Consider the following 18,644-nt stretch of genomic DNA (forward strand, 5'->3'; position numbering starts at 1 on the left):
GGGTGGTGAGTCACCATGATTGTTAAAAACCTACCATTGTAAGGAGATGACTAGGGGGTGAGGGCATATTAGCCGTTGGTCATGCAATAAACCATTACAACTAGACGATGATGGCTTGAGCCGCTATACTAGGTCATATCTCCTCACTAACCATCAGTGACGAAGGCTACAGTGATTGAATCACGAACCGCGACGATGCACCGGAGATAGTTGCCAAAATGCTTGCTACCACCAGCTTAGACACCGATCGATCCATCATTCGCTGTAGGCCGAACCACCGCACCCAACTCAGTGCAGAGTTGACTTAAGCTTCAATTCAAGGAGATCATATGTCAACTACTCATCCAAATTTGCCAAGCCTCGCCGCAATTGACCTCGATTCACTAGCGCTTGGCCCACAAACCCGCTTGACTCACAACCATACAAAGCACTACTTACCACAATTTCAAACGGGTTTTGCCCCAATTGTGCCGCTTATAGCCGATATCAATGACCTTGAATGCGAATTAAGTGAAGCCATCGATTCACCACCTGATGTTTAAAGTGGTAATTGTGCGCTAATCGTTAAGCTGCTGGTAGTGAGCTAATTGGCACCAAAAATTCACCATAGAGTTTCAAACGTTGGCTACTGGTACAAATTACCACCAAATTAGGGGCAATTTCAAGCAAGCGCCGCAACCACAAGGCATCATCGGCATGGACTTGATAGCCACATAAGATTAACAAGACATGCCGACCTTGAAACAGTTCAAGGATTGAATTCCCATTCAGGCTAGGCGTAAGTTGCCCATAATCGCGCAACCGTAACCCTAAAGCTTGCGACGAACTGGTAGTTAAATCAACCCATAAACAGCCGTGAGTAAATTGGGTTTGAACCTGATGCGCCACATCAAGCACCAATTGCTGCTGTAAAACCTGATCATTACCCACAACATTGATCAAACGCACACCCTGTTGCAGCAATTGTAGCGTCCGCTGGTAGGCTAGCAAGGTTCGATCAGTGCTTAAATGCGACGGCAATCCCGCCGAACGTTGGAAGTGTTCAAACAACGAACTTGGAGCCTGTGCGATACTTTGTTGGTTCAGAGCATGGGTAAGATTTCGCAATAATTTGCGTTGATGCCGATGAAACGTCGCTTTATGAATATGCAACTGCTGAAGATAATCATCGACCGATGCACCTGGTTGGGCTAAAATCGCCAATAATAAACGATACTCAGCATCATGCAACGGAATGCTCTTCAAGGCTTGATAACATGGCTGAATTCCGCCATATGCTTGAATCAGTTGAGCAATTTGAGGTTGATCGATGACTTTTTCCGGTGCATAAATTAAATCTGCAATTTGTTCTTCAGTAAATGGCATAGGTATTCCAATCTCCATCAATTAATACTATAGGAGTTTGAGTGAAATCCATAGATTATTCGCAAAAAATAATTCATTGTATCATTAAAACTATTCAAATCCCAATAGAAATCAGCATCGATCAGTGCATCAAAATCCTCACAGTATTGATTAAGAATAATTTTTGTTCGTTCTAGAAATTCAGATTCGTACCAACGCATTTCATAATGTTCAAGATATAATATATTTAAGAGATATATATATGCTGAATATGCAACTAAATAATATTCTTTAAATATAGCTATATAGATAATCGTCTCACAAAGTGTAAATACTTGTTCAATAAAAAACAAACTTCCCATCGATATAGGATACAATTTATGCACATAAATATCTATATCATCGGCTCTTCTTAAAAAAGAATAGATTTTAATTAATCGCAAATAAATGTCGAAGTCTCCAAGGTAAATATCGATATTTTTCCGATCCTCAGCTTGTTTAATGAGGTAAAGAAATTTCTCCTCGGCTTCATAATATTTCTCTTGGCAAACATAAATTACAGCAACATTCTTAATACTCGAATACATTCCATCATAGTCTTTAATTGCCTCAAATTTAATTATTAATTCATCATAAATATCACATGCTTGCTCAAATCTTTTTGTTTTATACAGAAGATTGGCATAATTCAGCATAGGTGTTAGAAAATTATCCTCATCGCCAATTTGGCGATAGATAGTAGCTGCATCTAATAATAAATCACCGGCTTCAACTAATTTATTTTGTTCCATTAAGATCAAAGCATAGAAATTTTTGGCTTTTGCTTCGAGTACATAGAATTGATTATGATGAGCAAGGTTAATTAAATAATGATAAGTCGCCAAACGCGAATAACTTGCAGTATCCTTAGCACAAAACAACAAAATTGAATACAATACACGGCATTGCAGATATGGCTCGCTGGTTGGTTGCAGCACCACTGGAATTGTGGGTTCGAGCCATGATTGGGCTTCAGCAATTAATTGAAAATTCCACCAACAACGATATAACGAACCCAGCAATTGCCAAAAACGGCGCGGGGTTGGATCGGCTTTGGCCGTATGCAAGGCCAATTGCACATTTGGGTACGATTGCAAGAACGCACAATGCCAAAATGCCGCATCCGGCCCAAGCATGATCTCCTCGCTTGGTGCAACCCAAATAATATAGTAATCGCAATGCTGCGAACGAAGTTGGTGTTGTTGTTCAGCAGGCGATAATTGCCAAGCATATTGACGAATTGGCTCTAAGATCGTATATGGCTGCTGCTCAGAATCCAGGCGATAACTAATTAAGTGGTTATCCAATAATAAGGCTAGATGATCTTCCATCAACTCAGGCTCAAGCCCACAAATGGCCGCTGCTGCGGCTGCATCCCATCCGGCGCGAAACACCGCCAGTTGCTGCATGATATGTTGCGATTGAGCCGGCAACAGTTGATAGCTCCAACCAATAGTCGCAGCCATCGTCTGCTGCCGCGCATCCAAATCCAGCGGGCCTTCAGCAATAAATTCAAGATCGGTGGTAATCGCTGCGAGAATCGTTTCCAAGGAATACTCGGCGGTTCGAGCGGCAACCAACTCAATCGCTAAAGGCAGGCCTGCTACCTGCCGACAAATTTGGCCAACAAGGTCAAGCAATTGATGGTTTGTACGATCCACCAGTCGCACAGCTTCCATGCGATCAAGGCACAATTGGACTGCTGGCGATTGATTAAGCTGCTCGAACGAAGCTTTTTCCGCAGGACAATCCAATACGGCAACTTCATAAAGCTGTTCGTTGGGTACATTCAGGCGCACCCGACTCGTTGCAATCACCTGTTGCTGCGGTACTGCTTGAAATACTTGGGCAAGCCACAAGCCTGCTGCTGGAATATGCTCCAAATTATCGACGATCACCAAGCTGCGCCGTTGCTGAAAAAATTGTTGCAGCGTCTGCTCGAGTGATTGGGCTTCCGTAATGACCAATTGCAATTGCTGGATACAAGCCAAACCCACATCTTCAACCCGTTGCACATCGGCAAAGCGTAGCATATGCACTTCATCACAGCACGAACCAATGCTCTGTTGGGCCAACTCCATCGCCAAGCGGGTTTTGCCTACGCCACCAGCACCAATTAACGTTATCCAGCGATGGTCGTCTGCTAAAAGCGTCTTTAAGGTCGTTAACGCCGCATGTCGCCCAATAAAACTCGTCCATGGCACCACAAAACTCACTGGGTTCGCCACTGGAGTAGCCAACACTTGCGGTTCAGCTGGAGCTTGCACTGTATTAAGAAACTGACTTAAACTTCGACAAAGGGCATTTTGCTGCCGATGAAAGGTGGCATGATGGATCGCTAGCAGGTCGGTGTAGCGCACCACCGAATCTTCAGGGTTGTTCAAAATAACTTCTAAAACCCGCCGTTCCTTGGCTTTTAGCGGAAAATCAAGCAATTGCTGACGCATCTGCTGTAAACCGCCTGCCTCGGCGATCACTGCCGACCAAGCATGGTGCTGTAAAAGCCGCTGAGGATAATGCAACAGATCATGCACCACTGCGTCGTTCCATTGAAGAGTTGATTGCGTCATAGGGGTATCTCATTCTTTCATGCTGCGCGAAACTGCGGCGAACCTAACTAACCAGCGATAAAGCGTTGGATACTCCCTGGAATTGCATACCAATGCCCTAAATCAATCAAGAAATGTTTAATTTGGGCTTCCTGTAAACCGCTAGCAATCTCACTAGGCTTAACTTCATTTGAAGCATAAAGTTCAGTTCGCCATGCATGCTGCGCCAGCTTCAACAATTGCGCCAAAAGCTGTTGCGTTGTTGGTTGGAGCGCAGCATGGCTCAGTGCAATGAGCAATCCTAGAGCTTCAGACGCAGCATTAAGTGCATCGATCAGTTGAAGTTGGGCCACAAGCGTCGCTAAATCATGGGTTACAGCTAAACCAGCAGCTAACTCTAAGGCCAGCGGCTTTCCGTCAAGCAGCTGACAAATCTGGATGAGCATTCTGCGCTGTTCTAGCTTGGTCAGATCAATTGGCTGAAATGGAGTTAATCGTTCAAGCAAGAGTTGCAGGGCAGGATTCTCAGCAAGTGAGGTAGGTTGAGCATCATGCTGTGGATAGTTAAGCGGCTCAACATGATGTAAGCATTCATTCGGCACATTTAAGCGCTGGCAACCAGTGGATATAACCCGCACAAACGGCGCAGCTTGTAAGGTGTCCTCAAACCAAGTTGCAAGCTCTGGCTGATCCAGGTTATCAAGAATCAGCAAGATTTGGCGTGAACCAAAATAGGCTTGAAACCGCTGGCGTGGATCATCGCATAACGGCTCAAGCCCAAGTTGGCTTAAACAGTATTCAGCCAGCGTTGCTAGCTCAACGCCAGCATTCAGCTGCAATAGGCAAATCCCATCGCCAAACATTGAGCTAACCCGTTGGCTCATTTCCAAGGCCAAGCGCGTTTTCCCCGTTCCAGCCGCGCCAACCAAGCTAATCCAATGACAACCTTGATCAAACAGCAATTGAATTCGCTCAAGATCGAGCGCTCGGCCAATAAAGCTGGTTTTAGGCTTGATATAGGGCAATTGCGCCAATTCGGGGGCAGGTTGATCATCGGCACGTGGCACAGGCAATAAACCACTCAAGCGTTGGCAGAGTGCCTTGTGTTGGCGATGAAAGGTAGCCGGATGCATTGCCAACAGGTCGCAATAATATTCAACTGCGGCATCGGGATAGTCGAGCAGCACCTTGAGCAAACGCAATTCTTTGGCTTTAAATGGATAAGTTAAGAGGTGTTGACGCAGTTGCCGAATGCCGCCAAATTCGGCGATAACCAGCGCCCAAGTAGGATGCTCCAGCAGCCGTTGCGGGTAGTTTAACAGCGTATGTACAACGTCGGCTGTCCATTGTTGTGTTGTCGGTATGGTCATAGCAGGGTCGCCCTATCGTACCCAAATTAAGCTAAAACCATTCTCATCGGTTGGCTCTCATGCCAACCTTCACCCCTCAACTCCGCTCAAGATACGCTTAACTCAACAAACCGTTGCGCTTCAAGAAGCCCGTTAAGGCCTCGTCGCTTGGCTCAGTAATCACTGTGCCACGATCATACGAGCGGGCTTGGCGGCCTGCTGGCAAAGGCGCTGGCTCCTCGAAAGGCAAATTACTGCCAGCTTCGGCAATCACAATTGTGGGCACACTGCGATGACCAACCCACCCCTCGACCAAAGCACCTGCCTCGGCATCTTGATCGATATTGATCTGGGTGTAGGCCACATTGTTAGCGGCCAAAAAACGTTGCGAACGAGCTAAATCCGGGCAAAAACTCGTTCGACCATACACAACGACATGTTTACTCACAAGAAACCTCCATAAGCACCGCTGGACAAGTATAAAATGAGGTGCGCTATGATCGTACTTCGCTTTATGCCATTGTCAAACGCCAGAACACCTCGTACAATGAAGGGCAGCGACGCAATGGAGAACTCCCATGCCTGATGCAAGCAATGGCCATGTGTTAATCGTCGAAGATGACCTCAGTATTAGCCGGATGTTTCAACTGCTGCTGCGCGATGCTGGCTATCGCGTATCGTTGGCTAATAGCAGTGAAGAAGCTTTGCAATTCGTTCGTGTCATCACTCCCGATATTATTTTGTTGGATATTTCCTTGCCTGGCATGAATGGGGTTGATCTGACCCGCCATTTGCGCAGTAACCCCGCAATTCCCTTTATTCCAATTATTCAAATCACGGCGCTTGGCGATTTGCGCACCAAAGTTGCAGCGCTCGACGCAGGAGCCGATGATATTTTGGTCAAGCCAATCGAGCTATCCGAGCTTTTGGCGCGTTTGCGGGTGATGCTGCGGCTACAAAAAAATCGCCGTGGCCTCGAAGAATCGACCCGCCAAATGCATATTTTATATGCGATCAGCCAAACGCTCAACAGCTCCCTAGATATTAATAGTATTTTGCGCGATTTGGTGCTGCAATTAGCCAATGCTTTGGGCGCAGTTCGCACCTCGATTATTTTAGTTAACGATCATAACACGCCATTTTATGCCTCATCGGTTAAAGAGACCCTCAACACCGAGAGTATTCAACGGGTCATTCGCGATGGTGTGGCGGGCTGGGTTATGCGGGCCATGAAACCGTTAATCATCGCCGATACAACCCGCGATCCCCGTTGGATCTCACTTGATCGCCGCACTGAAACCACCCGCTCGATTTTATCAGTGCCGTTGATTCATCAAGGGATTGTGGTTGGTGTGGTCACCGCTGCACATACGCGTACCAATTATTTTACCCAAGAGCATCTTGAATTAGCCCAAAATATCGGCAATCAAAGCGTTACGGCGTTTAATCACGCTCAACTTTTTCAAACGACTGTTCAGCAAAAGAGCTTGCTCGAACGCCGTTCGCAAATGTTGGAGGAATTGTTGAACGTCGGCGAGCGCTTGAGTCTCAATTTGCCCTTACAAGATGTCTTGAATGAGCTAGCTCAAGCGATTCATCGTTCGTTGGGCTTTCGCCAAGTGATTATTCATGTGTTTGGAATTGATGATGTTGAGCCAGCCCAAGGCGTAGCTGGGGTTCAGCGCGAACAAATTCAGCAACTCTGGACAAATGCTCAGATTCAGCAAAGCATTGTGCCCTTGCTGCGTGAGCGGTTTCGCATCAGCCGCTCGTATTTCGTGCCTTCAGGCTATAAACTCGACGATGAAGAAACCAATCAACTGCCGTTTGGAGCGATTGGCATTCGCCAAGCTGATTATCTGTTTGTGCCCCTAGGCAGCCCGCAACAATTGCTTGGGCTGATGATCGTCGATCTGCCCAACAATCTGATCACCCCCGATTTGGCCACGATTCAGGCGCTCGAAGTCTTCGCCAACCATGGCACAACCGCCGTCAACAATAATCGCTTGTTTGCTCGCGAACATACCCGGGCCAATCAATTGCAATTATTGGTTGAGCTAGGCCGTAATTTCGCCGAGTTAATGACTCCTGATCAATTATTGCGCTTGGTTGCCTCATTGGTTCGCCATAGTTTTGGCTTTAACAGCGTAGCAATTTTGCTCAAGCACAACAATGAATTTATGCTGCGGGCCGGAACTCACAATTTCGCCCATCATCCCTACAACCAGCCACTGAGCATTGATGCGCGGATTTTACAAGCCTTAGAGCATTACCAAAGTTGGCTCAGCAGCAATAGCGAGCAATTTTGCTTGAATTATGAGTGGGGCGAGCCAACGATCGTCGCCGAATTGATCGTGCCCCTGCATACCCACGAAGGAATTCAAGGCCTCTTGGTAATTGGGCATAGCGATGCAAGCGCCTTGGATGGCCTCACTCAATCAATTTTAGGGGCAATTGCCGTTCAGTTGACGGTTGGTTTGGATAACGCCAAGCTGTTTTTGCGCGAACAAGAATATATTCAACAACTCAATCGCGTTAACGACATAGCCCTACAACTAACCAGCACCACCACCGAGCCAGCATTTCATGAGATTATGCAGCAAGTTGCAGCCATGTTTCAGGCTCCCCAAAGTATGTTGGTGTTGGTTGATCCCGAGCAGCGCCAGATTAACCGCAGCATTGCCTATCCGCAATCATGGTTGCACGAGCTACCAGCCTTGCCTGAACTGTTGGCTAGCCTTGATGAAAGTCGGGTACAAATGCTCAACCATCAACATGCCTCGGCCTTAGGTCAAACATTACGTCAATCAGAAATTAACACGATCGTGGTAGCCCAATTGTATAGCGCCGAACGCTTGCACGGCCTTTTGTTGATTAAGCCCGCTGATATACACTACGTTTGGCGCTCGAATGACCGTAATTTGCTCCAAACCCTTGCCACCTTATTCGCCCAAGCCTTGGAAAACCAACAGCTGCAAGCCCAACGCCTAGAACGCTTACGCGCCGATTTGCAGCGCTATATGGCTCCACCACTAGTTGAACAATTGCTGAGCGAAGGTGGTTTTGGCGAGGCCAGCGAGCGTGATATTGTGGTGTTATTTGCCGATTTACGCGGTTTTACGGCGCTCAGCGAAAATCTCGCGCCCCAAGTCGTGGTCAAGCAAATTCTCAATCGATTTTTCGATGAAATGACTGCCGTGCTCTATCGTTATGATGCAATTATCGATAAGTTTTTGGGCGATGGCCTGATGGCGGTTTTTGGCTCAGTGCGACCATTGCCCAACGATGCAGAACGCGCCATGAACGCCGCGATCGATATGCAACAAACCTTTGCCAAATTGCAAACAGAATGGCAAGCCAGCTTTGGCTATGCGATTGGCCTAGGCATTGGCATGAGTTGTGGGCGGGCGGTGGTTGGCAATATCGGCTCAGCCCAACGCATGGATTACACCGTGATTGGCGATGTGGTAAATACAGCTAGCCGCTTGGTGGGGATTGCCGAGGCTGGGCAGATTATCATCACCCAGCCGTTGGCCCAACGTTTAAAGCGGCATAAACGCCAACTAGAGGAGCTTGAACCAGTCCAACTCAAAGGTAAACGCGAATTACAAGCGATCTACGCCATTCGCAAGTCGCGCTAAATGCCCTCACCCTCAGCCCCTCTCCCACTGCGGTTGGCGAGGGGAGCAGGCCATTTGAATTTTAATTATCTAGCCGCTTGGAATGGTGATTCCCCTCGCCTGCTGGGCGGGTGAGGGGGTGAGGGCATGCATTTATTCGCTAAACCACTCCAATTGGCTTGGTTGAAAACTTGGCACGGCATAGCGCAAAAACGTGTGCAAGCCTTCCAAATCCACCGAGGTTAAGTGGTAGCGCAAATCGCGCAGATATTTGGCACAAACGCCAGGCGATACGCTGATCCGCGGCGCATACAGCTGAGCCAATTCATCAATGCGGGTGAGATTTTCAGCTTTAGCAGCCCGCAAGGCTGGCACAATTCCAGCTTCGCGCACAGCCTCAGCCTGATCGCGTCGCACCACCCAAACCGCAAAGACAAACGGCAAACCACTGAGTTTCAGCCATTCGTCGCCAAGATCAAAGCAGTAGGGCAAACCACGTTCGCCCAAATGCCGCCGCGTGGCGGCTTCAACCAACGCTTTATCGCCAATCATCAAGCCAGCCTGACATTCCGCCAGCATCGCATCAAGATTTGAAGCCATCGAACGCCACTCTGGTTGAATGCGATAATGGCGTTCGCACAGCACCCTGAGCAAATTGATGCTGGTGGCCGAATCAGTGGTTAATGCGACTGGCTGGCCGTCGAGTTGCCGTGGATCAGCCGACCACGAAAAGAGATTGACACTATTGACTGCGCCAATTGTGGCAATGGAAAAATCGCGCACCACCAACAACTCGTCAGCGTGCAAAGCCCACTCATAGACCGACATTGGAGCAACTGCAACCTCGCCGCGTAAAACCGCCGCATTGATCGCCGTTGGCACTCCGCGTTGGACAGGCACATGCGGCAAACGCTCGGTAATGCCATAATCCATCGGTTGTGTATTGAGATAATCGATTACACCAAGCATAAAATTTAAAAGCGTGAGTACGCTAGGCGACTCACGCGATAGGCAAGGCTTTGGGCAAGCGCCCCAAACCCTGCTATTAGTTCACAGCGATGTGATTATAAAGTGCATCCCGCTCAACTGCGGTTTTGCCAGCAGTCGTCACCAGATGAACTAATTCTGCCCGTGAGATACCTTGTTCGGTTTTAGCCCCAGCAGCGTGATAGATTTCTTCTTCGATCACCGTGCCGTCAACATCGGAAACCCCAAACGACAAAGCGACTTGGGCCAACCGTGGCGTGAGCGAGATCCAATAGGCTTTGACATGGGCAAAGTTGTCGAGCAACAAACGGCCAATCGCCAAATTCTTCAAATCCTCGAAGCCTGTCGTCCAATCGAGCTTTTTGACCCGCCCTAAATTGTTGTTTTCGGGGTGGAAAGCCAGCGGAATGTAGGTTACAAAACCGCCAGTTTTATCTTGCTGTTCGCGCAAACGTAACAAGTGATCAACCCGTTGTTCGAGGGTTTCGATATGGCCATAGAGCATAGTGGCATTGGTTTTGATGCCTAATTCGTGAGCAATGCCATGAATTTCCAACCAACCATCGCCATCAACCTTTTCGGGGCAGATTTTACGGCGCACCGCTGGATGGAAAATTTCAGCACCGCCACCAGGCAAGGCATCCAGCCCAGCCTTGCGCAAAATCTCAAGGGTTGTGCGCCAATCAAGATGCGAAATTTGAGCCATATAATCAATTTCAACTGCCGTAAAGGCTTTGACGTGAACATTGGGATAATGATCCTTCAATTCACGAATGATATCGGCATAATATTCAACATCGAGATCGGGCACTAAACCGCCGACAATATGAAATTCACGGGTACGTTCGCTAAACAAACGCCCAACGTGATCGATAATTTGTTCGGGAGTGCGCACAAAGGCATCGGGTTCGTTGCCATTACGCCGAAACGAGCAGAAATTACAGTGAAATGCACAAACATTGGTTGGTGTAATGCGGTGATTTTGCACAAAATACACCACATCGCCATTTTTGCGTCGATTCACCGTATCGGCCAATTTACCCAAGGCTAAAATATCGTTAGTTTGATACAAACGCATTCCATCGTCAAACGAAAGGCGTTCGCCTGCTTCAACTTTTTCAGCAATATCAGAGAGTGGCGACTTCGCCAACAGAATAGCCATACACAGTTCCTTTCCGCGCTACTGTGTTCATTATATCACAATGTTATTTTGATTTTCGAGCCACTTTTCAGCATATTTGGGCAGCAGTTGGCAAAGCACAATAGCCACCTTATGGATCACAAGCTAGCTTAAACGGCGCAAAGCTTTGAGCCAGCGCAGCAATCGACCCGATTCGAGGGTCGTAATCTGGCGCTCAAGCTGCTCAATATGCTTATTTTTCGTATCAATCGCAGTTTCAAGTTGGCCTAGATAGTCGTGCATCGTCTGAGCTGTAGTAGTCAATTGAGCAACCTGTGCTTCAACCTCAGATGTTTGTTTTGACAAGGCCGCCTGCTGAATTTGGGCCTGCTGAAGTTCGGCAAGCAACCATACTGGTGGGCCTAAACGCGCCATTAATCCCTGTGGATGGCATGCATAGACTGTCAGCATTCGATACAGGGGCGATTCATCGCAATAGAACACACATAAGCCCGCCTGCTGGACAAGCTGGATCAAGGTTGCCGCTGTGAAATGCAGCGTATGCACAACATTCAAGAGGCTGCCCGCTTGTTGCTGTTCGATAAATTGCTCACGAAATCGATAGGCGGGTACTTGAATTGCCAAAACCCCTTGTGGCTTAAGCGCTGCCGCCAATTCACGCATAAAGCTTAGTGGTTCGTGCAAATGCTCAAGCACATGCCAACAGGTAATCAAATCGAAGGCTTCAAGCTCAGTAAGGCAGGTTGAATCGCCATAAACGGTCAAACCATAGCGCTCACGGGCAATTTGAGCAGCCACCGATGAAAGTTCGATGCCAATTGGTTGCCAGCCACGGCTTTGGGCTGCCACCAACAATAAGCCCCGATTACAGCCGACATCAAGAATTCGGCCAGGTTTAAGCAAGCCTTGTTGCTCAATATGCCCAATAATGTCAACTTTTATGTCAATTTCATGGCGTTCTTCGACCTCGGTATAGGCATAAACCTCGCTCTGGTTTTCTAGGATGGTGGTACTTTCTAAAGTTAGGCGTGGATTAAGATAAATTTGGGTGCAGGCTTGGCATTGGTACAAACATAAGCCTTCGGCAATAAATGTTTCAGCTTGTTGCCAAACCAAATCAGCTTGCGCTTGACCACAAACTGGACAAGTGGCGAGCATTTCGGTTGGCAATGGTTGCAGTTGCATCGTTATGTAATCCTATAACAGACCTAATCTATCAAATGTATCTTCTAGAGAATACCTAGCTTAAAGAGCACAAATATTCAAAATATGCTGCTGCTTAAAGTATTGCTTCTACACCCAACGTGGGATTCACCAGCGAAGCTCCTCATTGAGTTCCGCTGATGTGTGGTTAATGCTAGCGCCGCAATTGCTGTTTAGCTCGATCGTAGACCCAACGGCCATATTGCTTGGCTTCAGCAGCTAAACCGTTGAAATTTCCTGAGCGTAGCATGCGCCATGTTTTGGCACCACGCTCCTGCCACGATTTTTTGGGCACAATCAAGTTGTGCAACCGTTCGGCAAATTCGCTTAATTGAATATATTCACTACTAATCAGGGCTTTTTGGGTTGTTAGGTAGGCCACATCGGGCGTTACACTCGGTTCAGTTGAATCATAGGCAGGTTGATATAACACGCGACAGCAAAGTTGCCCCAACTGTGGCATTGCATTAAAACTCAGTGAACCGTTTGCTGATGCTTTGAAATCAAAGCGCAAGCTTGAACCATTGGTTGCGCTCAGCACAAAATGCAAGGCTTGGTTGCGGCTCGCTGGCAAGGGCGGAAATTCGAAATGCAGCCATTGTTGGTTAACTGTGCTTGAAGTAACATCAACCAAGGTACGATTCGGATTGATCAAGGCATCGTATAGTTGTAAGCGCCAAGGGCCAGTTGCCGGTTGAGCCAAGGCCACCTCAAAAGCACAGACTCCATCGTGTTGACAAACCAAACGTTGCCCAACTTGAAAATCGCCAGTCAAAGGGGCGGTAACTCCATCGCCATTGGGATGTTCATGATCAGTCAAGAGCCGTTGGATCAGGCTGCCAGAGGCGGTTGTGGCAAGTTTCAACAAGGCTTTTTCAACCTCACGCGCCGAGCTTTCCCAACGTAATGTTTGGGCATGCTCCAAGCCAGCTTTGATCAAGCGCTGGCGCAGTGATTCGTCGTTGAGCACATTTAATAAAGCTTCGGCCAATGGTTTCGGTTCAGCCGTCGCGAGTAAGCCAGTTTTGCCATGGGTTACTAAGAAATGGTTCGGAGCCAAGTCAATATCAACAACTGGACAACCCGAGGCCATCATTTCTGGTGGCATCAGCGAAGGGTTGGTTGAGGAAATAACTAAGCCCAAGGTTGCCGAAGCATACAATTCCGCTAATTCATCGGGGTTTAAAATGCCCATGGCCGTAAATTTGAACGGCGCAGAATGATGGCTCAGATGTTTATCACCAAAGAGCACAATTTCTACATCAGGCCGTTGCTCTTTGACAATCGCCAAGGCACGCATCCCCAAATCGAAACAACGGCGTGGCGTTGAAGGCCGGGCATAAAAAATAACCCGTGGTTTTTTGGTTAACAAATGTGGGCGCGGATAGTAACGCTCATGTTCAACTGCAAAATCAAACGGATAGGTTGTCGCCTTGTATTGCTCGTGTAGATGCTTGGCCAGCCAATGACCTAAAGTAATACATGGCCAACCTTGTTTATACGTTGCCTCAGCTCGTAGCCATTCGTCGCCCATGGCATAGAAAAATGGCTCAAAATCTTGCACAAAGTAGGCGCGTGGAATCGTCGGATCACACATCTCAAAGCCCATTGTGGTCGTCCATTGAGTTGCTAAAACCACATCAAAACCCCGAATATCTTGGGGCCAGAAATAAATTGGCGCATGAACCATGCCAAAATAGCGTTGCACAAAATGCTCAGGCCGATCAAGCGCATCGGTTGGGTAATCGTGCGGGTTCATAAAGATAACTTGCTCGTGTCCAAAGCTCGCCAAGAGATTCATAATTCGAAAAATATTAGTATATCCACCAGAACCGACAATTGGCGCAGTTAGCAACCACGCGATTCGTAAGCGGGGATGTTCAGAAACTTGCATAAGGTGATTCTATCCTTTACGGTTGATAAGACGGTGTAATAGCCCTTTGGCTTTACCGCTGAACTGCATGAAGATACCATTGGCAATCTGTTGCAGCTGAATCTCTAATTGATGGGCATAAGCCTTGGCTTGAGCATTGTCGCGCTCAAGCTCCTGCACTCGATAATGCAACGCTTGGTTGCTGGTAATCAAGCCATCGATATGCATCACTAAAACTTCATTGCCCTTTGAGAGCGATTTATTAGCACCCAACAACATGGCATTGCTCTTGATCAAGGACATTTGGCGGGTATACATGCTCCAAATTTGTTGAAGCACATTGTGCAACTCGCGGCTACGGGCTTTTGGGCTATAGCGGGCATGGGCATCAGCCAAGGCCTCATGGCCTAGGCGTTGGCGCAATGATGGATCAGTTACCAAAGCTTCAAGTGCCTCAATCCATTCTTGCTCATTTGCCGCCAACATACCGTTGATGCCATGGGTAATTGCATAACGAAAAGCTTCAATCGGGGTTGCAATCAAGGGCACACCAACCAAAGCAGCTTCCATATATTTAACTTCGCTCTTGGATTGGCAAAATGGATTATCAAGCTCCAAGGGAGCAAGCGCAAAATCAACAGCAGCAATTTCGTCGGCCAGTTGTTCGAGCGGCACAAGTTCGCGGCGCTCAATCCGATCAATATATGGATCAAAGGCCTTCGATAATTGCAATGGCCCCACAATGCGCAAGCGCACATGGGTATAGGTTGCCAAAATATGCAAAATTGCTTGCTCGGCTTGCATAAAATCGCGATTATGGGTAGCTGTACCGCTAAAGTAGCCAATCAACACCGGATCATGCGGTTGGGCCAGTGGCTTAGCTTGGCGCTGAGCAGCAATTGGCTCGGCATAGCTGATTTGGTTTTGGCTCAAGGCATTGCGCACCACATAGGCATTCAGGTCGAATGCTCGTACCTGCTCTGCCAACGGCTCAGTCGAAACAATCACTGCATCGCACAGCAGCATGGTTTTGAGGTAACGCTCGACTCCATCGCGATAGAGGGCCACTTCGTCAGCTGGCCAATCTTTAATTGCATCGATATGATGCAGCAAATCGGTACGAAACACCAAATCATCGGTATCAAAAATAACCGGATGGCCCAAGGCTTGATGCGCATCAATCAACGTGGCAATATTCGAATCAAGCGCAACCCGATGGAGAATCAAGATCCCAAACTTAATGCTATCGGCAATTTTAAATGGCTCATTGTAAAGGCTCGTTACGCCGCTATACATATCAAACCAATCGAGTTGCTCTTGACGATGGCGGCAGCGGTAATTGCCTGCGTTGCCAATATCACAGCCTGTGATCATATGGACTGAGCGATCGTGGAAGGTCAAATCACGCTGAAATTGGCTGAGTAGGGGTTGCAATGCCGGCTGAGCAGGTTTGGTCGGAAACTGCTGCAAGATGGCTAACAGCATCGCTTCATAATCAGCCGCTGCGGTTGCAATTGTGTAATGACCAAGCACATGGGTATAGGCAGCTTGCCCAACCCGCTGACGTAACGTGGCATCGGCCAGCAAATTGCTTAATTGGCTATACCATTCGGCTTCGGAAGTAGCTAAAAAGCCGGTTTCTCCATGCCGAATTGCCTCGGCAAAGGCCGGAATCGGGCTAGCCACCACGGGCAAGCGCAAGGCGGCGGCTTCGAGGTACTTCAATTCGCTACGGCAGCGAGTAAAAGCATTATCCACATCCAAGGGAGCCAAAATAATATCGGCTTTGGACATGAGTTGCGGCAATTGCTCAAGCGGCACAAACGGCAATTGCTCAATTTGGTTGGCAACCGGGGCTAAAATATCAGGCACCGTGATTTTGCCACCCAGCATTAAGCGTAGTTTGGGCTGTTGTTGCAACAGTTTTAGCAAAGCTGGGGCAATCAAACGCAGGTCGGCATCGTGCGAAAAGGTGCCACTAAAATAGCCAATTGTTACATGGGCTTGAGTTTGGCGCTCGCGATAGGCCGCCTCACACCATGCAATCCAATCGTCGCCCAACACATTACGATGCGCCCAAACCGGTTTTTGCAATGCTTCAGCCGCCTGAGCCAAGGGCGTAGTGCTGACAATTGCTGCATCACAACGAGCAAACACTGGCGGATTGCCCCGGGCATAGCCACGCCAAAATTGCTGTTCAAAGCCCGTGCTCTCAGCCACAATTGGCATCGAATCGATCAAGGCTGGGTCAAACAGCAAGTCGTCGGTTTCATAGACCACGGGTTTGCCTTGTGCTGCTTGCTGAATCGTTTCCCAAAAGTGAGTTTCTTTAGGACGATGCACAACCACCAAATCGGCAGCAGCAACCGCTACAATCGCCGCTTGATCAATCTGATTAAACAATTGGGCTTTATGCCCACGATACTGTAATTGCTCAATTGCATGCTGACAGCGATAACGCTGGGTCTCGCCACCACAACCACTCCAGAAAACGACATTTAACTGACGTTTACTCATTAGCGAAATCTCCTCAAAAGTTGGCGTAAACCAGTCGCGATGCGCTGGGCTAGTGAACGATTAAGCGCTTGCTGAAGGAGTGAATGCTGCCAATGCACATAATCGAGTTGGGCTTGCACGCCACGCTTTTCAGCCTCAAGTTGGGCTGCCAGCACTGAGGCATCGAGCAAGCGCCGCTCGAGATCACGCACCACCTCAATGGTTGTCGCATGTCGCTCTAGGGTTTGCTGAAGCAGCTGGGTTTGGGTCTGTTGCTGTTGTTCGAAGCCATCCAAACGTGTGGTTAGGTTGTGTTGAAACAACACTGTATCGTAGGCTGTGCTGGTGAGCACAGGTAAGACAATGCTCAACAAATCACTCGCCGGATTAGTTGGAGTTGGGCGTAATGAACGTTCGACCAAGGCCTGGAGGCTGGGAGCAAGCTGGCCCGTAGTGGCAATCAGATAGATTCGGCGATAGCCAGGCCCACGTTGATCGTATTCATAAAAACGCTGATTATAGAGCGCATCGAAATTGGCGTGCATCGCATCGCGTTGTGGTTGGCGAAATAACAAATGTTTCAGCACCATCAACAATTGCCAATGCGGCAAGTAACCGCTCTCAAACGCCAGATAATCGAGCTTTTCGCTGGCGAGCCAGGCCTCAACCAAACTCGATTGGGGCAAACCATAGTGAACATGCTCATCGAGCATGGGGTTATTCATTTGTAATTGGGTCAGATACTGGCGCAACATCGCCTCAGATGTAGCGACATTGGTAAGCGCGTGGGGTGCTGCTAAAAAGACCGCCCGCCGAGCTACGCGCCGTAATTCGGCCAAAAAACTATCCCGACCTTCCAGCGGAATGTGTTCGAGCGTATCACAACTTAAGACAATATCAAACGCCTGATCATCAAAAGGTAACTGCGTGCCATCAGCCTGCTGATAGCCAGCACCTACATACTCAGCCGTATCAACGACTAAAGTTTGATCATTTGAAAAAAAAGCTTGGAGCGGCATCACGCCATTGCGTGGGGGGAAAAAGCCGCCAACATCAAGAATGCGCCAAGGCTGATCGCTGGCTCCTGCTGCCTCTTTGAGTAAGCAAATTGCCTCAGCACTAACCCGATAACGCTGATATTGATCAAAGGGCATCGCAAGCAAGGCATCGGAATTCCAATGCGCGAGCACAGGGATGATTGTCATTGCCACCCTTTCCAAAGTACACCTACAAAATGCGAATTATAGCATACTCTTTGGATGGGCCTAGCCGTAATGACTATATAAATCTAGCTAGCTAGCAATTAATCGAGTCGTCTCTTGAAATATAAATGGGTTATAACAATTAATATGCGCAGTTTCAGCACAATATTATTGAAATTCAGTACATTTGAATGGTTGTTCTAATCCGACACTGCACAGACTAATCAGGCGTTGTAATTTTATTATTCTATGCGTTTCTTTAAAATCTGCATAGAAAAAAATCAGTATATTCACCATACATTCTCTTTAAATTATTGCTAAATTGATAGATCGCTGAAATATATTGGCGCGGCTGGCGTAATTCAAGATCGGGTATTTTTTGAGGATGCCCAGCTTTTTTAGCAAGCATACTGATTGGAATATCAAATGCTGCGATCACAATACTTTTTTGATAGATCATGCTCAAGGCTTCATGAGTTATCTGATCAACCGTTGTTTGATCAAGATACACAATCTGGATCTCGCTTTCATTTAAGTGACGATAGAGTTCTTCGGTTGAAGCAACAATCAGCATGCCATCGATTAATCCAGCCTCCTTGATGGGGGTTGTCGAAAAGTAAAGTGTATCGATTGGTATCGTTGGGGTTGGCTGAGGCATCAATCGAGCAGCAGCCTCCGATTGACAACCAACGATACTAATCCAGATCAAAAGATATAAGCTAAATCGGTGTACAACCACTTTCTCCTCACTTGTTAATTGTTTGCTGCTTGGAATTGTATCAAATAACCCTTAAAGCCAAGCCCCTCATGGTCAAGCTGCATCCAAAAGAGGTTTGGCTCG

The 18,644-nt window shown here is 47.7% G+C and carries 13 protein-coding genes; 2 read left to right on the forward strand and 11 right to left on the reverse strand.

Annotated features, from left to right (window positions below):
* The first annotated feature begins 329 nt into the window (after nucleotides 1-329).
* Nucleotides 330-542 carry a hypothetical protein gene (locus tag DEF47_RS21600; protein WP_041304420.1) on the forward strand — a complete coding sequence of 71 codons (213 nt, stop codon included), beginning with the start codon at nucleotides 330-332 and terminating at the stop codon, nucleotides 540-542.
* 22 nt (nucleotides 543-564) lie between these two features.
* Here the strand turns inward: DEF47_RS21600 and DEF47_RS21605 are convergent, their stop codons facing one another.
* The 4 genes from DEF47_RS21605 to DEF47_RS21620 form a co-directional block, all read right to left on the reverse strand.
* A complete protein-coding gene (locus DEF47_RS21605; protein WP_012189700.1) occupies nucleotides 565-1,365 on the reverse strand; it encodes a hypothetical protein in 801 nt (266 codons plus the stop codon).
* 17 nt (nucleotides 1,366-1,382) lie between these two features.
* Nucleotides 1,383-3,953, reverse strand: coding sequence for an ATP-binding protein (locus tag DEF47_RS21610; protein WP_012189701.1), 2,571 nt, complete (start codon nucleotides 3,951-3,953; stop codon nucleotides 1,383-1,385).
* Nucleotides 3,954-4,000: 47 nt separating this feature from the next.
* Nucleotides 4,001-5,302: a hypothetical protein gene (locus DEF47_RS21615; RefSeq protein WP_012189702.1), complete on the reverse strand. Its 1,302-nt coding sequence runs from the start codon at nucleotides 5,300-5,302 to the stop codon at nucleotides 4,001-4,003.
* 97 nt (nucleotides 5,303-5,399) lie between these two features.
* Nucleotides 5,400-5,729 carry a glutaredoxin family protein gene (locus tag DEF47_RS21620; protein WP_012189703.1) on the reverse strand — a complete coding sequence of 110 codons (330 nt, stop codon included), beginning with the start codon at nucleotides 5,727-5,729 and terminating at the stop codon, nucleotides 5,400-5,402.
* A gap of 130 nt (nucleotides 5,730-5,859) precedes the next feature.
* On the opposite strand from DEF47_RS21620, the gene DEF47_RS21625 reads away from it, so the two are divergent.
* Nucleotides 5,860-8,922 carry a GAF domain-containing protein gene (locus DEF47_RS21625; RefSeq protein ID WP_012189704.1) on the forward strand — a complete coding sequence of 1,021 codons (3,063 nt, stop codon included), beginning with the start codon at nucleotides 5,860-5,862 and terminating at the stop codon, nucleotides 8,920-8,922.
* 132 nt (nucleotides 8,923-9,054) lie between these two features.
* On the opposite strand, the gene DEF47_RS21630 is transcribed toward DEF47_RS21625, so the two are convergent.
* The 7 genes from DEF47_RS21630 to DEF47_RS21660 all read right to left on the reverse strand — a co-directional run bounded on the left by DEF47_RS21630 (nucleotide 9,055) and on the right by DEF47_RS21660 (nucleotide 18,542).
* The gene (locus tag DEF47_RS21630; RefSeq protein WP_012189705.1) at nucleotides 9,055-9,870 is read right to left on the reverse strand and encodes a menaquinone biosynthetic enzyme MqnA/MqnD family protein; all 816 of its coding nucleotides are present in this window, start codon (nucleotides 9,868-9,870) and stop codon (nucleotides 9,055-9,057) included.
* 76 nt (nucleotides 9,871-9,946) lie between these two features.
* A complete protein-coding gene (gene mqnE, locus DEF47_RS21635; RefSeq protein ID WP_012189706.1) occupies nucleotides 9,947-11,050 on the reverse strand; it encodes an aminofutalosine synthase MqnE in 1,104 nt (367 codons plus the stop codon).
* Nucleotides 11,051-11,173: 123 nt separating this feature from the next.
* Nucleotides 11,174-12,214 (reverse strand): class I SAM-dependent methyltransferase, encoded by a 1,041-nt coding sequence (locus tag DEF47_RS21640; RefSeq protein ID WP_012189707.1) that lies wholly within the window; start codon nucleotides 12,212-12,214, stop codon nucleotides 11,174-11,176.
* Between the two features lie 172 nt (nucleotides 12,215-12,386).
* Nucleotides 12,387-14,126 (reverse strand): glycosyltransferase family 4 protein, encoded by a 1,740-nt coding sequence (locus DEF47_RS21645; RefSeq protein ID WP_012189708.1) that lies wholly within the window; start codon nucleotides 14,124-14,126, stop codon nucleotides 12,387-12,389.
* A gap of 9 nt (nucleotides 14,127-14,135) precedes the next feature.
* Nucleotides 14,136-16,622 (reverse strand): glycosyltransferase family 4 protein, encoded by a 2,487-nt coding sequence (locus DEF47_RS21650; protein WP_012189709.1) that lies wholly within the window; start codon nucleotides 16,620-16,622, stop codon nucleotides 14,136-14,138.
* Nucleotides 16,622-17,806 (reverse strand): class I SAM-dependent methyltransferase, encoded by a 1,185-nt coding sequence (locus tag DEF47_RS21655; protein WP_012189710.1) that lies wholly within the window; start codon nucleotides 17,804-17,806, stop codon nucleotides 16,622-16,624. The genes DEF47_RS21650 and DEF47_RS21655 overlap by 1 nt, the downstream gene beginning before the upstream one ends.
* A 256-nt stretch (nucleotides 17,807-18,062) precedes the next feature.
* Nucleotides 18,063-18,542 carry a hypothetical protein gene (locus tag DEF47_RS21660; RefSeq protein ID WP_012189711.1) on the reverse strand — a complete coding sequence of 160 codons (480 nt, stop codon included), beginning with the start codon at nucleotides 18,540-18,542 and terminating at the stop codon, nucleotides 18,063-18,065.
* Between the last annotated feature and the right edge of the window lie 102 nt (nucleotides 18,543-18,644).

It is taken from the genome of Herpetosiphon sp., assembly GCF_003512625.1.
In the GTDB taxonomy this organism is placed as follows: domain Bacteria; phylum Chloroflexota; class Chloroflexia; order Chloroflexales; family Herpetosiphonaceae; genus Herpetosiphon; species Herpetosiphon aurantiacus.

Bases quoted from the DNA above. Each gene is read 5' to 3' on its own strand.
- DEF47_RS21630 (WP_012189705.1), bottom strand. From the start codon at position 9,870: ATGCTTGGTGTAATCGATTATCTCAATACACAACCGATGGATTATGGC.
- DEF47_RS21605 (WP_012189700.1), bottom strand. From the start codon at position 1,365: ATGCCATTTACTGAAGAACAAATTGCAGATTTAATTTATGCACCGGAA.
- DEF47_RS21625 (WP_012189704.1), top strand. From the start codon at position 5,860: ATGCCTGATGCAAGCAATGGCCATGTGTTAATCGTCGAAGATGACCTC.
- DEF47_RS21645 (WP_012189708.1), bottom strand. From the start codon at position 14,126: ATGCAAGTTTCTGAACATCCCCGCTTACGAATCGCGTGGTTGCTAACT.
- DEF47_RS21615 (WP_012189702.1), bottom strand. From the start codon at position 5,302: ATGACCATACCGACAACACAACAATGGACAGCCGACGTTGTACATACG.
- mqnE (WP_012189706.1), bottom strand. From the start codon at position 11,050: ATGGCTATTCTGTTGGCGAAGTCGCCACTCTCTGATATTGCTGAAAAA.
- DEF47_RS21610 (WP_012189701.1), bottom strand. From the start codon at position 3,953: ATGACGCAATCAACTCTTCAATGGAACGACGCAGTGGTGCATGATCTG.
- DEF47_RS21650 (WP_012189709.1), bottom strand. From the start codon at position 16,622: ATGAGTAAACGTCAGTTAAATGTCGTTTTCTGGAGTGGTTGTGGTGGC.
- DEF47_RS21640 (WP_012189707.1), bottom strand. From the start codon at position 12,214: ATGCAACTGCAACCATTGCCAACCGAAATGCTCGCCACTTGTCCAGTT.
- DEF47_RS21600 (WP_041304420.1), top strand. From the start codon at position 330: ATGTCAACTACTCATCCAAATTTGCCAAGCCTCGCCGCAATTGACCTC.
- DEF47_RS21655 (WP_012189710.1), bottom strand. From the start codon at position 17,806: ATGACAATCATCCCTGTGCTCGCGCATTGGAATTCCGATGCCTTGCTT.